This is a genomic window from Pradoshia sp. Z3_51, from assembly GCF_058215915.1.
This window is the reverse complement of record NZ_JBZAJC010000004.1, coordinates 436,734-451,303: the sequence shown is the minus strand read 5'-3', so window position 1 is coordinate 451,303 and position 14,570 is coordinate 436,734. Positions and strand designations below refer to the sequence as shown.

Genomic DNA, 14,570 nt, shown 5'->3' with positions numbered 1-14,570 from the left:
TTCTAATCAAGAGACCAATTGGCGGGAAAATAAGAAGCGACAAAAAGAACTTTTTCCTGACTTCTAAATCTTGCATAGTAATCCCCCTTAAAGTATTACATTCCTTCTTCCGCTAAACTGCCCAGTTTCTACAATAAGGAATTCAACAAAAAAGAGCATTAATCCTCCTTTGGATCAACACCCCCGTAGTTAAATAAGAACCTTTACTTGCTGTTTCTTCTTAAGTGATTTTTTGCTTCGTTCACGATAGTTCTAATTAAGGCGACCTTACTTAATTTAGAATGATTATCTCCATATTTAAAATCATCTAAAAATTCGCTGATGTTGTACCATTCTTCTAGGTCTTCGGGATAATCTAGGTCTTGAACTATCTCATAAATCTGATATGCTATATCAATCGCATTATTTTCATTTTCTAGTATCTTTTTTGATAATTGATGAATGTAAAATTCTGCACATTCTGTATATGTTGGTTCCTTTATGCTTAGCTCACTTACAGCATTTCTAAAATAACCTTCCACCTCAAAGATATTAAGAGGTTCTCTTAGAGAAGAAAGGATATTCAAAGAAAAAGATGAATAATCATTTTCCAACATCCTCAAAGCCCAATTAATATAGTCATTAGGTTTAACATTGCTTTGATGTATTTTATAATACAAAATAGAAGTTTCTATATCATTCTCCCCTGTCATTTTATTAACCAATTGTTCCAGACTATATGCCTTAACAATTCTTTGTTATCTTCTTCCACTAACCTGCCCGTTAGTTAAATATCAAACCTTGCGTTTATATTATTTTATTAATGGATAGCCAGTGTTCAAACTGCTGCACGCCCACATCATACTCGATTTCTTTGCTGTAAATAGAGAATATTCTTGTTCCAAATGATTCTAATGTTAATTCGTTATTTGGAGTTATATATTTAATACCATATCCCTTAAAATCAAAAAATATATCCCATATATCCTCAAATTGTCTTTTAAGTGCTATTGACTCATAATCACAAGTATCCTCATAAAAACCTAAATGTAGATGATATCTATTGTCATACAAAATATCCATTAAGCACCTCTATTTTTATCGTTTATAAGAATTAATTTTAACCTGCCCCTTTTGTTCAAGAAGGCACTCCCAATCCAATTGTACTGTAAAATGGATAGCAGCTTCCCTTTTTATTCAAAAGCAATTAAGCGAAAAGAAAATGTAAAACCCCTTTATTATCAAGCGATTTCATTTTTATTTATGATAATATGTCTAATCCACTCTCGAAATCAACCTATATTGAAATTGAATTTTTTGGATTACATATAAACAATACATAAATAATCTAGTATAATTGGTAATAATTACAAGTTAAACACAAGAGAATTTATAGATGTTTTTTGAAATGTTTTACGCAAAAAAATAAAGGGGAATTAAACAGCATATGAAATTCAAGATATTTAGACTTCAAGAATTGATTTATAAAAAGGTTATTTACACAATAGTAACTTTAGCTACTGTCATATGTATTTTTATATATTTGGAGAATCGTAACAGTGATGAGATGGCGTATGTTTTAAGCATTTTTTATGCCCTATTTCTTTTTATAATTGGTTTATATATGAACAATATGTCAGTTCAAATTCAAAATATGTTTTATAGAAGAAAAGAACAATATAAAAGTTTAAAAAGTTTGTCGGAAATATATAAACCTACAACTAAAGAGAAAGAAAATATATTATCGTTTGTTATAATGACTCAAGCACTTACAGGTCGAACTAGTGAGGATATAAATCCTAATATTAAGTTTAATGGTTTTGATTATACTGAGAGCTATCTTAGACTAGAAAAGTCATTTTTAAAACAAAGGGAAGAACTTAATGGTTTATTATTAGATGATTTAAATAACTATATTTCAATAAATAATTTAAAAAAGAAAGTAGTAAATATTCATATACTTAATATGAAAAAGTTTTTCGATGATGTAAATACTTGGATAGAAGAGACCCTAGATGTAACAGAGGGAGAGACTATACAGTTTCTTGATTTTATAAATGATTTCAGCAAGGAAAATAAAGTAAGATTTAAAAATCTAGATAAGACAATATATAAAATAAGAAAAATGATAGATAAAACAAGTAGAAAGTGCTTAGATAATATGATTAGAATAGAAAAAGAATATGGTGATAGGCTATTTGAAAGCTTGAATGAAGAAAATGAACTCTATAATAATTTTATTGTCATAGAAAAATTGATAAAGGAATTAGGGAAAGAAGTTTTAGTACAGGACGAATTTGTAGAATTTACAGATGAATATTACAGAAATATAAAAGAATACTTAGATAATATAGATACTCAATTACAGTCAATAAAGGAAGAAGTAGAGGGGATAAGTGATAGTTGTTCTGACATTAATTAGTGCTGGAAAATGTAAATAAAAATATTTTAGAGTATGATTAATTAAGCCTGTTCTTCGCAACGATTGTTACTATCTAATAATATGTGTTTGAGATATGAGAAAAAGCCACCTCCATAAAGGAAGTGGCTGCACTTGTTATTGAACTAACGCCCCTGCTTCTACAATAAGAAATTCAACATACAAAGGCATTAATCCTTCTTGGAACTGCCCCTGTTATCTATAAGAAGTTTTCTAAATTAAAAACCACCCTTACGACGCAAACGTAAGAGTGGTTTCCCTTGGTGATCGTTCGCGTCCTTAGTCGATCAATCAACCAAATGGACTTTCTGAAGCACTAGCTAAAAGAAACAACAACTGTTTCACATTATCTTCTCCCTTTAACATAAAACTATACATATCAAAACATATCTCTAAAATCTTTCTACATTAACCATAAAAAATATCCTAAGAAGGATGTTATCACCATTAATTATTCAAGTAAGGACTTTTTTCCTTCTTCTTTAAGTAACCATTGCCCCCTTTAGCTGCATAAGGAAAAAAATAATATGAAAACCTTGACCTTCTGCTATTGCCCTCGTAATTGAAGAAAGTTAAATATCATCTATTGAATAACTGGTATAATATCAATTACTCAGAAGAGCTCCCTAAACAAACCACATAGCGAGGAGACAAATTTCTATGAATAAATGCACTCACGCAAAATGCCTTAAAGATGTTCTGTTAGAAGGAACAGATATAATACTCTTCAAACAAGATGAGATATATAAAGTACAGTTCGACTACAAGGCACTACTTTACTATGCAGAGCCTGAATTTCAGGAAGACGCTGATTTTCTCCCTGGTGAATTCGCTATTTCTGCTGTTAGCCCGCACTTTCATTTTTATAGATTAGACGATAATCAAAAAAAGTAAGGACGAACCTTGTTTCGTCCTTTTCCTACGTATACACAGCAAAACAAATAAGGTACAAAAAGTGTATGGAACAAGATTAAATTAATTCTCAGATATAGATAATTCGATGTTAGGCAAAATCAATTCTTCTTCCACTAAACTGCCCCGTTCCTTCCATAAGAAATTCGAAAAAAGACATTAATCCTTCTTAAATCAATGCACCTGTTTATTTATATACTATTTTAAAACCATATATATCAAAGTAATCGAGTATAAAATCTTTGTGATTTTATACTCGATTTAACCATTTATTCTTCTATAATTGATGTAAAATCAATATCTTTTATAAATCTGGATGGTTCTTTACTATACCCATATAAACTTTTTGACATCAAAAAATAACAAATTGACTTAGCTCTGGTCAGTGCAACAAAAAAAATTCTTTTTTCCTCTTCCATTTCGGATTCTTGGACTTTATAAAACGGAAAGGTCCCTTCTTCCATCGCAGGCATAATAACTACTTCATATTCTAAGCCTTTAGAACTGTGCATTGTAAGTAAGGATACCGTATCACCTTGAATACCTATGTTTGAAAATTTCTCGATATCCATTTTTTCTTTATTATTTTTAATAAATTTCACAAAATCTCTTAAATCTTTTGCATCATCTATATGCCTAGAAGAAGATATAATATTTTCTTTTAAATTTAGTTTAATATAGATAAATTTTGTCCAGGCCACTAAATCAGATGTATGTTCTTTTGAACTTATTAAGGTTAAATATAGAAAAACTCTTTCTTTATTGATTACTTTATTTGCTGGTAACGTATTATATCTCAAAGTAATCCATTCATTTAAAAGATCTTTAAAGTAAATTTTTCGATTATTTAACACCCAAGCAGCACAGTCTTCTAAAAATTTGATGAGTTTTCCTCTGTTAAATTCAAATACCATCACATAATGGGGTATACCTTTTTGTTCAAAAACTTCTTGACAATCCTTGACTTTATTTTTTGCTCTAATAAGAATTGCAATATCACTGTAATTTATACCATTTTCTAAACAAGTAGGTATTATTTTATCAGCAATATAATGATATTGAGCAATATGATTTCCTTTGAGCGTTATAAGATTAACTTCAGGTATCTTTTCCATCGCATTTTTTGCATTAAAAAAACCGGCCGGCAAATCCAACGTATTTGATGAAATATCTAGTATTTTTTGATGACTCCTATAGTTATTTTTTAGTTCTACGCTTTCGAATTTCTCTATTTTATTGAGTTCTAATAGGTATGAAGGTATTGCACCATTAAAACCATAAATAGTTTGATTTGGATCCCCCACAATTACTAGCGATATATTTGTCTTATGGATTAGTGTTAATACCATTTCGTGAAGAGGTTTTCCAAGATCTTGATATTCATCTATTAATATATAAGGAAATTTCGCTTCTAAACATCTACGAACATAAGGTTCTTCTTGGATCATTTTTGTAGCTATTTTTACCATCGAAATAAAGTCGACCATATTGTTCTCTAATAGCTTTTCTTCATAAGCTTTTGCAACTTGTAATGCGATATCATAAAATTCAATGGTTACCTGACTTTCGCCTTCTATCATATATGTTCTTTCTTTATCAACATCTGTAACACTTAACATATCTGAACTAATTGATAAATCATCTTTTATATCTTCAATCCATTTTGTTTTATCTTTTTTTGAAATAATTTCAAATTCCTTATTGATTCCATATTCAAATAGCTTAACAAATGGTTTTAATATTTGCGATAAACAAAAAGAATGTACAGTGCCGATGAATGAGTTATTTTCATCATAGTCAACTAGTTGATGAAGTCGCTCTTTGATTTCTTTAGTTGCTTCATTACTGAAAGTTATACACGCAACTTTTCTAGGGAACTTAACCTTCTCTTTTAGCAATCTTGCCATCTTTAAAGTTAAAACATTTGTTTTTCCACTTCCAGGTCCAGCCTTAATCACAATTGAATTTTTAGAGTTATAAGCTATAGTTTGTCCCAGATCTTTTTCCAACATTTTCACTTTTCTTAAATAGATATCATTCACATCAATCTCCTGATATTTTTGACATAAGACTTTTTAAACCAGTTTCAATATATGATGGGACTATTAAGTTGATGTGTGTAGATAATCTTTGAGCAAACCTTCCTTTACCTACTTTATTTTGGCTGTTTTCAATTTTTCTTAAACAACTATAGAAATCTCCATTCTTAAATTCATCTCTAAAATTTTCTTTATGCTTATCCCCGCCTATTGTTAATTCCTCAAATGTATCGCAAATAATTTCTGAACCCACACCTCGGCAATTTGCAATCATTAAATCAATTTCCAAAGTATAATTGCTAAAATAATAACCTTCCTTATTAAACGCTTTTATGTCATACACTTGAGTATTATCAAAAATCTCCAATTCTATTAATGCATCGTAAGCTACTTCTATACCTAGCCATCCTTTATTTCTATGTTCTTCTTTTTCTATTTCGTGATATATACGTTTTTGCTTAGGTTTAGAAGAACTATAATCTTCAATTTCGTAATAATAATCACCGTCTGTAAATATTATATATGGAATATCTAATTCTTTAAGTAGCGCAATATAAGGCTTAAAATTAGTAGAATTAATATTACAGCAAACAATCCCATAAAAATCTAAATCTATTTCTAAATTTAAAGCTAACCGTGGTATTAAGTATTCTTCAGCAATTCCTTCAATTAAAATTACACCTTTTCCGAAATATAATTCACTTCTTTTTACATCCATATATCTTTCTATATCTAACTTATCTTTTTCAATAAGTTGTATATTTTTTGTTGAATGTACAACTGTTGATTCTTTTTCAGATCTCATATGGACGATAGAGTTAATTGGAGATACTGAAGTTATATCTGTAGAATGAGTTGTAAGAATAATTGACATTGGCTTTCGCATAACATCTCTAAAAATACATCTTTGTAGAATAGGATGGAGATGGGCCTCAGGTTCCTCAATTACTAAAATTGTGGTACTCTTATCGGAATCATAATTATCACTAAAGAACTTATATATATCAAGTGAGATTTCTTTTCCTTGAGTCAATTTGTAATATCTTTCTCCCTGTACTTCATAAAATTCATCTAGTAGATTATCGCTATCAAGTTCTTTTATCTTTTCAAATTCTTCATTTAAAATTAGTGTAGGAATAGTTCTATCCTCTAAAGAAAGTAAAACTAAAGATATGTAGAGTATATTTGTAACACCTAAACTTATTTCTGAAGTAGGACGTTGTTTATTTGAACCAATCATTAACATTAAAGTATTTAAAATTTTATCAGGATTAATATCAACAGTTTCTAAAGAAATATCAGAGTAAGAAGTTTGATTACCAACAATCTTAATAATATTTTCATTAATTTTCTCTTTTAAATCGATTAATTCCTCAAAACTCAAAATAGAATTGCCTTCTTCTTTCATATTTAGAGCTATCTCTTTTAAAACTTCTTTGTCAAAATCATATTGTTTAAGTAATTGATTAAGGGGAGATTTTCTAGAATTCTTAAAGTCATTATTTGCATCTCGTAAGCCATTAATGACTTTTAAATTTAGCATTTTACGATGTTGATGAGTGAAAGCAAAACTTTTATCTTCTCCCAAATAAATTGAATAACCATATTCTTTTTCACTAATTGGAGCAAACTCATATGTAATTCTTATAGTTGGTGGTTCTGTATTAATAGTTGCATCACAAAATGTTGCTAAAAGTGCTGTGTTATGTTCAAACCCTTGAATTTCTATTGATATTTCAATTATTTCCCTATTGTCAAAAGGAGTTTCAATTGTATCATTGAAATCTGTCTCTTCTAAGTATCTATCATAGTCAGATAAATTAGGATCTAAGACTAATTGTAATGCCCTTATAAAATTTGTTTTCCCTATGTTATTTTCTCCAAGGATTACTTGCTTATTAGTTAAATTAACATCTACATTTTTAAAATTTCTAAAATTATTTATAGTCACTCTGGATATAAAAGGGTATTTTATCGTCTTTTCTTCCAAAATTTATCACCTCTTATATAAAATCATACCACATAAAACACAAATATTTCCAAATGGGATTTTGTAAAGAGATTGAATTTAAACTAATGAAATAATCATTTATCATAACCATTAATCAAGTATTCTAAGTAGATGCTATAGGGAAATATATTGGAACAATATCTACTACAAAATTTTTCAATTAAATGGGCAGCCCAGTAACAGTTATTGTCTTTTTTATTACCAATTATGATAAAATTAGTATATTATTAACAGATATATACTTAAGAAAAGAAGAGGTGTGATCTTTTTTGACCAAGAAAATCATATCTTCAGTTACTATAAACGCACTTAAAGAGGCATTAACTAATGTTTATTGGTATAAGAAACAATTAAGAAGCTTTTTATTACACAGTATTAGTAATTCGAGTATCCTCTCAAAATTAGACTGGGAGGATTATAAAAGGAACATAGTCTCTGATTTGGTTGATTACCTAGCAGAAAATCAAGAGTTATATAAAGACGACTTACTTACCCTTATGGCAGAGTTAATAAAGATAAATGATTTTAGTCATCTACAAAAGTTAGAAGATGGTAAGGAGAAAGCTAAAGCTGCAAAAGACTCAATTAATGCCTTAAAAGAGCTTTGTAGTTCTCACTTTTCCCTGATAGAAGAAAAAAAGAAAATTGAAGAACGACGGGCACTAGCCAGTGAAAAGTTAGTAAGAAGTACCGCATTAAATGAAAGATTAGAGCAATTAAGTTATGAATATTATCAGTTATTAGGCCAATCAAATAATCCGCAATCTAGAGGATACAAATTAGAGATTTTTTTAAAAGAGCTATTTCTTTTATTTGATTTAGATCCAAAGTCCTCTTTTAAATTAGTAGGAGAACAAATAGACGGTGCCTTTTCTTTTCAAAATACTGAATTTTTACTCGAAGCAAAATGGCATAAAGCCCCAACAAATATTCAACACTTAGATGCTTTTAATGGTAAAATAGGCCGAAAATTAGAAAACACACTTGGATTATTTATTTCCATAAATGGATTTACTGATGAAGCTTTGATAGCACATTCCACTGGTAAGAAGACGATGATTTTAATGGATGGAATGGATTTAATGGCAGTATTAGAAAGAAGAATTGACCTAGTAGAATTATTATCACTAAAAAAACGGTATGCTTCTCAAAAAGGAAACATATATTTAAAAGTAAGTGAGATTTTGTTGACCTAAGAAGTGTTCATATTCCTTTACCTTTTATAAACTATTACAATTTATAAAAAGATCTATAACTATATAGATCTTTTTCATTTTCCTATAAGCAAGACAAATTAATCTTTAGAGAACTAAAATAGAAAAGCTGTTTCCGCTGATGACGCTCTACTCCAACCAAGTGCCCAAAGGGATTAAAGTGGTAAAGCATAAAATTTCCTAAAATAAAATAAAGCATAAAGTTTTCTAATCGAAAATTTTATGCTTCACTTTACAAATTGCTTTATAAAATGAATTAATCAATAAACATCCATCTAACTTCTTTTAAAAAGTAACCATTCAAAAAGGGAAAAGTATATTCTAAAAGATATACCTTTCCCTTTATTTACGCATATAAATGCCGAAAATGCTTTTACTCATATAGTTACCAGTCAGGCAATTTTATGAGTTAAGTCACATAAAACAAAAACCACCAAAATTATGTATTTGGTGGAGACGGTGGGAGTCGAACCCACGTCCAAAGATAACGGCACTTATGCATCTACGAGTGTAGTCGATATATTGGCAATTCGCTGTGCCTTATGCCTATCGACAGGCGTCCGGACAGCTAGTCTGGTTATTCTCTTCCTTCTCCCTCAGACGGTGAGATCCGGCGTAGTCCACTAAAGTTGAGTCCCTTACCCTACCACATGGACGATGGAGGGAGGAACAGCTTATCGACTGTTATTAAGCAGCGAAAGCTAAGTTGTTGTTTTGTTTGCCAGTTATAGGCTGTGACGTTTTAACGAGGCCGATCCCCTCGACTCGCAACATAAGCTCGAACTACCCCTGTCGAATCCGTAACGTCCCCATGATAAGAATGTGGATCGTACGAAATGAAGAAGCGTACTTTGAGCGTTGCTTCTATTCAATTGTGGTACATAAGTAATTATAACATAATGAATATGAAATTCAATTGTAAGAACTTGGTGAGAGTACCAGTCAAAGCTTAACGCTGACGTTCTTTGAACGCTCGTTCGATTTCACGCTTTGCTTCTTTTCTCTTCAAGTCTTCACGTTTATCATAATTCTTTTTACCCTTACCTAAACCGATCAAAACTTTTGCAAAACCGTTCTTTAAATACAGCTTCAATGGAACAAGTGCATATCCCTGTTCTTTTGTGGAACCAATTAATTTACTGATTTCCTTATTATGCAAAAGTAGCTTACGCACACGCAATGGGTCGTGATTATAGCGGTTACCCTGCTCATATGGGCTAATATGCATTCCCATTAAGAATACTTCCCCATTAATAATCCTTGCATAGGAATCCTTTAAGTTCACACGACCATTTCGAATCGATTTAATCTCAGTTCCCTGCAAAACAATTCCTGCTTCATAGGTTTCCTCGATAAAGTAATCATGGTACGCTTTTTTATTTTGGCCGATTACCTTTCCTGAACCTTTTGGCATATAATTGCCCCCTCTCTCTTTATATGGGTTAGGTGAATAAAGAGCCCAGAATATCAGGCTCTCCTTTTATCATACTACAGCAATGGCTTCTATTTCTACAAGTCCGTCTTTTGGAAGCCGCGCTACTTCTACCGCACTCCTTGCCGGAAAGCTGCCGGTAAAGTAGGTTGCGTATACTTCATTAACTGCTGCAAAATCATTCATATCATTCAGGAAGACCGTTGTCTTCACAATTTGGTCCAAACCAAGGCCTTCTTCGTTTAAAATGGCCTGAATATTTTTAAATGCTTGGTGAGTTTGTTCCTTCACACCATCTTTTAATTCGCCCGTCTCAGGATCTAATCCTAGCTGGCCTGATGTATAAATAAACCCATTCACTCGAATGGCTTGAGAATATGGCCCGATTGCGGCCGGTGCTTTAGCTGTTTGAATCGTAATCTTACTCATTCTAGTATTCCTCCATTTCGCTAAATTCCATACCTTTAGTATTCGATTGAAATGTCCTCTTATCCTTCCATCAGGAATGGGATCCGGACTTAAAGAAAAAAGGAAGATGCAACAATTACGCATTCTTCCTTACTCTTTTATGCTTCAAGTGAATTCATTTCAACCATTTTACCATTGTATACTTCTTTGTTCAATTCGCCTGTCATACGGCCGGTTACTAATCCTGCTGTTGCTGAACCGCTGACATTAAGAGCTGTTCTTCCCATATCAATTAATGGTTCTACAGAGATCAGTAAGGCAGCTATACCAATTGGCAGGTTCATGCTGGATAATACGATTAATGCGGCAAAGGTAGCTCCTCCGCCAACACCAGCTACACCAAATGAACTGATAGCTACAATGATGACTAATTGAATAAGGAAAACGGGATCTAGCGGATCAGGTGCAATCATTACAGCCAGCATAGCCGGGTAAATTCCTGCACATCCATTTTGACCAATAGACGCTCCCAATGAAGAAGAAAAGTTAGCAATCCCTTCAGAGTTACCAAATTGTTTGGTTTGAGTCTCTATATTAATAGGAATAGCTGCCGCACTGGACCGGGATGTAAAAGCAAACGTAAGTAATGGACCCATTTTCTTAACATATTGCATTGGATTTAAACCGCTAAAGAATAATATAACTAAGTGGATCAGGAACATCACGATCAATGCTACATAGGAAGCAATAACAAATGTAGATAATTCAATGATTCCTTGTACATTTGTATTAGCAATGGTTGTAGCCATTAACGCTAAAATACCATACGGTGTTAAACGAAGAATCAACGTAACGATTCGCATGACAATTTTATATAAGGCATTAATGATTTTCTCAAATGTTTCAAATTCTGCAGGTGCCTTTCTTCTAACACCAATTGCCGCAATTCCAACAAACGCTGCAAAAATAACAGTTGCGATTGTAGAAGTAGGTCGTTGGCCAGTCAAATCAAGAAACGGATTTGTTGGGATGACCTGCAAAATACGTTCCGGAAAGCTTTGGTTCTCTACTTGAATCATAGTTTCTTCTAATTGAGCAGAACGCGCCTCTTCTGCTTCGCCAGATTCAAGATGGTCCGCTGATAAATCAAACGTTAAGGCACTGCCAATTCCAACAGCTGCCGCTATAGCTGTTGTTAATACCAGAATTCCGATAATGGAGAAACTGATTTTACCAACTCCAGCCTGCCCTTTTATGCGAATGATAGCCGATATAATCGACACAACGATCAAAGGCATGACAATCATTTTCAAAAAGCTAACATACCCTGTTCCAACAATACTGTACCAGTTTTTTGTATCTGCCAATACAGCACTCTCAGGATCAAATGCCAATTGAAGGAATACACCTAAAAGAATTCCTAATCCAAGACCTGTAAATACTCGTTTTGCAAAAGAAACATGTTTCTTTTGCATATAGAAAAGTACACCGACTAATGCTAACAAAATAAGAATATTTATAATAACTAAGGTCGTATCCAATTCAATCTCTCCCCCTTTTAATTCATACTAAATACATATGTATTATATAGATTGTACTGTCTATTGTACAGTATTATGACTAGACAAGCTGTTTTTCTATATCATCAATTCTTTTTTATCTATATACCTCAGCATGGTAAATATAACTACAAATCTAACACAAAGAAAAGAGAGCCAACATAAGTCAGCTCTCCTCTGCTTATTATCGTTTTTTCTTCTTACCGGATTTGCGCTTAGCAGCCGGTGCGTTTTCATAAAACTTCTTTTTCTTTCTCGGGCCTTTTTTATCGGAGCTTTCTCCCGGCTTACCTTTGCCCTGGCCTTTAGGACCGCATTTGTCTCCATTTCCTCCCTGTGGTCTGGAAGAATCCTTGCGGCGGTTTTTACCCGGTTCTGCTTTAAAAATACGTTTTTCACCAGAAACCCGTTCACGATTGTCTTTCATCCCAACAATTTCAAAGTCAATGGCACGCTCGTCTTTATTTACTTTAATAACCCTTACCGTGATCTCATCACCAATGCGGAAGACTTTAGCTGTACGTTCACCAATCATTGCAAATTGACGGTCGTCAAAATGATAGTAATCATCAGTCATATAGCTGACATGGACAAGACCTTCAATTGTGTTGGAAAGCTCAACAAACATACCGAAGTTTGTGACAGAGCTAATAATCCCGTCAAACTCCTCGCCAACTTTATCTTCCATGTATTCAGCTTTCTTCAGATCATCTGTTTCACGCTCAGCATCAACCGCGCGTCTTTCCATTGAGGAAGTATGCTGCGCAATCTCACCAAGTCTTTCATTCCATTTTTCCTGCGTCTCTTTGCTTAGATCCCCATTTATTAAATACGTACGAATTAAGCGGTGGACAATTAAGTCCGGATAACGGCGGATCGGTGATGTAAAGTGAGTATAATAATCGGTCGACAATCCAAAGTGTCCCAAGCTTTCAGGATCATACTTTGCTTGTTTCATGGAGCGAAGCATGACTGTCGATACGACCATTTCCTCCGGTTTTCCCTGTACTGCTTCAATGATTTCCTGCAAAGCACGCGGGTGAATGGAATTGGCTGTACCACGAACGATATAGCCAAAGTTCACGATAAAGTCGAAGAATTTTCTCAGCTTCTCTTCATTAGGATCTTCGTGAATCCGATAAAGGAAAGGCACGTCCATCCAATGGAAATGCTCAGCTACTGTTTCGTTGGCTGCAAGCATAAATTCTTCAATTAATTTTTCTGCAACAGAACGTGTACGAAGAACAACATCGGTTGGTTCTCCATTCTCATCAACAAGGATTTTCGCTTCTTTAAAATCAAAATCAATGGCTCCTCTGCGCATCCTTTTTTCGCGAAGAATTTCAGCTAATTTTTCCATTTCCTCAAACATTGGAACAAGCGGTTCATAGCGCTCAATCAATTCTTCGTTCTTATCAACAAGAATCTCATTCACATCTGAATACGTCATACGCTCCGTTGTTTTAATTACGCTCTGGAAAATCTCATGGGAAACAACAGTTCCTTCAGAATCAATTTCCATTTCGCATGATAATGTTAAACGGTCAACACGTGGATTCAATGAACAAATCCCATTTGAAAGACGATGCGGTATCATCGGAATAACTCGATCCACGAGATAGATACTTGTTGCACGCTCTGCCGCTTCCTTATCAATTGGCGATCCTTCGGTTACATAATGAGAAACATCGGCAATATGTACACCCAATTTATAATTTCCATTATCAAGTCTCGTTACTGTAACAGCATCATCCAAGTCCTTCGCATCCGCACCATCAATCGTGACAATCGTTTCATTTCTAAGGTCACGACGATTGGCCAGATCTTTTTCATCTATGACTTCAGGTGTTTGATTAGCTTGTTCTAACGCATCTTCTGGAAATTCTCCTGGCAAACCAAACTTATGAATAATCGATAAAATATCAACACCCGGGTCATTTTTATGCCCTAAGATCGTGATAACTTCACCTTCTGCCGACATTCTGCCTTCTGGGTAATTTGTTATTTTAACAACTACTTTATGTCCTTCAACGGCACCGTTCTTCGCCTCGTTAGGGATAAAGATATCATTAGCCATTTTTTTATCATCTGGGATTACAAAACCAATCCCTCTTGTTTCCGTGTATGTCCCTACGACATTTTGGACACCGCGTTCAATGATTTTAACAATGGTACCTTCCCGTCTTTGGCCTGATGACTGTGAAGAGACACGGACCATAACAATATCACCATGCATCGCATTATTTAACTCATGCGGAGGAATAAAAATATCATCCAAGCCTTTCTCTTCAGGTAGCACAAAAGCAAATCCCTTAGCATGACCGGATACCTTCCCTTTTACAAGGTTCATACGTTCTGGCAGTCCATAACGATCAGAACGAGTTCTCACGATTTGACCATGCTCCTCCATATACACAAGAGCCTTCACAAAATCCTTGAAATCCCCGGAGTCTTCTACCCCCATTGCTGCCTCTAATTCTTGTACGGTCATGGGTTTGTAAGCTTCTTCTTTCATATAAGAATATAGCTTTTCTACATGTTGACGTATCATGTCATCCATCACAAACCCCTCCTTT

General features: G+C 33.3%; 11 protein-coding genes and 1 other RNA gene. 3 read left to right on the top strand and 9 right to left on the bottom strand.

The features are described 5' to 3' along the window. Positions 1-203 precede the first annotated feature (203 nt). A complete protein-coding gene (locus tag AC4BHA_RS11455; RefSeq protein ID WP_140462136.1) occupies positions 204-692 on the bottom strand; it encodes a hypothetical protein in 489 nt (162 codons plus the stop codon). A gap of 94 nt (positions 693-786) precedes the next feature. Further along, positions 787-1,062 (bottom strand): DUF3986 family protein, encoded by a 276-nt coding sequence (locus AC4BHA_RS11450; protein ID WP_490558649.1) that lies wholly within the window; start codon positions 1,060-1,062, stop codon positions 787-789. A gap of 364 nt (positions 1,063-1,426) precedes the next feature. Between AC4BHA_RS11450 and AC4BHA_RS11445 the strand changes: the two genes are divergently transcribed. After that, positions 1,427-2,401 (top strand): hypothetical protein, encoded by a 975-nt coding sequence (locus AC4BHA_RS11445; RefSeq protein WP_490558648.1) that lies wholly within the window; start codon positions 1,427-1,429, stop codon positions 2,399-2,401. 678 nt (positions 2,402-3,079) lie between these two features. After that, on the top strand, positions 3,080-3,313 hold the full coding sequence (locus AC4BHA_RS11440) for a hypothetical protein (protein WP_490558647.1): 234 nt from the start codon (positions 3,080-3,082) through the stop codon (positions 3,311-3,313). A 287-nt stretch (positions 3,314-3,600) separates the two neighbouring features. Here the strand turns inward: AC4BHA_RS11440 and AC4BHA_RS11435 are convergent, their stop codons facing one another. Together AC4BHA_RS11435 and AC4BHA_RS11430 are read right to left on the bottom strand one after the other, a co-directional pair. Continuing rightward, positions 3,601-5,373 (bottom strand): ATP-dependent helicase, encoded by a 1,773-nt coding sequence (locus AC4BHA_RS11435; RefSeq protein WP_490558646.1) that lies wholly within the window; start codon positions 5,371-5,373, stop codon positions 3,601-3,603. A 1-nt stretch (position 5,374) separates the two neighbouring features. Beyond that, positions 5,375-7,360: an ATP-dependent nuclease gene (locus AC4BHA_RS11430; protein WP_490558645.1), complete on the bottom strand. Its 1,986-nt coding sequence runs from the start codon at positions 7,358-7,360 to the stop codon at positions 5,375-5,377. A gap of 290 nt (positions 7,361-7,650) precedes the next feature. On the opposite strand from AC4BHA_RS11430, the gene AC4BHA_RS11425 reads away from it, so the two are divergent. After that, positions 7,651-8,577, top strand: a complete 927-nt coding sequence (locus AC4BHA_RS11425) for a restriction endonuclease (protein WP_490558644.1) — start codon at positions 7,651-7,653, stop codon at positions 8,575-8,577. A gap of 466 nt (positions 8,578-9,043) precedes the next feature. Here AC4BHA_RS11425 and ssrA read toward each other — a convergent pair. From ssrA to rnr, 5 genes are all read right to left on the bottom strand, one after another. Continuing rightward, positions 9,044-9,406: a transfer-messenger RNA gene (ssrA, locus tag AC4BHA_RS11420) on the bottom strand. Between the two features lie 138 nt (positions 9,407-9,544). Then, entirely contained in the window at positions 9,545-10,009 is a 465-nt protein-coding gene (gene smpB, locus AC4BHA_RS11415) for an SsrA-binding protein SmpB (RefSeq protein WP_066106290.1), read from the bottom strand. A gap of 69 nt (positions 10,010-10,078) precedes the next feature. Continuing rightward, positions 10,079-10,456, bottom strand: coding sequence for a RidA family protein (locus AC4BHA_RS11410; protein ID WP_066106287.1), 378 nt, complete (start codon positions 10,454-10,456; stop codon positions 10,079-10,081). 137 nt (positions 10,457-10,593) lie between these two features. Then, complete coding sequence (locus tag AC4BHA_RS11405) at positions 10,594-11,976, bottom strand: L-cystine transporter (RefSeq protein WP_490558643.1); 1,383 nt, start codon at positions 11,974-11,976, stop codon at positions 10,594-10,596. Between the two features lie 202 nt (positions 11,977-12,178). Beyond that, positions 12,179-14,554 (bottom strand): ribonuclease R, encoded by a 2,376-nt coding sequence (gene rnr / locus AC4BHA_RS11400; protein WP_490558642.1) that lies wholly within the window; start codon positions 14,552-14,554, stop codon positions 12,179-12,181. Between the last annotated feature and the right edge of the window lie 16 nt (positions 14,555-14,570).

Bases quoted from the DNA above. Each gene is read 5' to 3' on its own strand.
- AC4BHA_RS11455 (WP_140462136.1), bottom strand. From the start codon at position 692: ATGACAGGGGAGAATGATATAGAAACTTCTATTTTGTATTATAAAATA.
- AC4BHA_RS11450 (WP_490558649.1), bottom strand. From the start codon at position 1,062: ATGGATATTTTGTATGACAATAGATATCATCTACATTTAGGTTTTTAT.
- AC4BHA_RS11445 (WP_490558648.1), top strand. From the start codon at position 1,427: ATGAAATTCAAGATATTTAGACTTCAAGAATTGATTTATAAAAAGGTT.
- AC4BHA_RS11440 (WP_490558647.1), top strand. From the start codon at position 3,080: ATGAATAAATGCACTCACGCAAAATGCCTTAAAGATGTTCTGTTAGAA.
- smpB (WP_066106290.1), bottom strand. From the start codon at position 10,009: ATGCCAAAAGGTTCAGGAAAGGTAATCGGCCAAAATAAAAAAGCGTAC.
- AC4BHA_RS11410 (WP_066106287.1), bottom strand. From the start codon at position 10,456: ATGAGTAAGATTACGATTCAAACAGCTAAAGCACCGGCCGCAATCGGG.
- rnr (WP_490558642.1), bottom strand. From the start codon at position 14,554: ATGGATGACATGATACGTCAACATGTAGAAAAGCTATATTCTTATATG.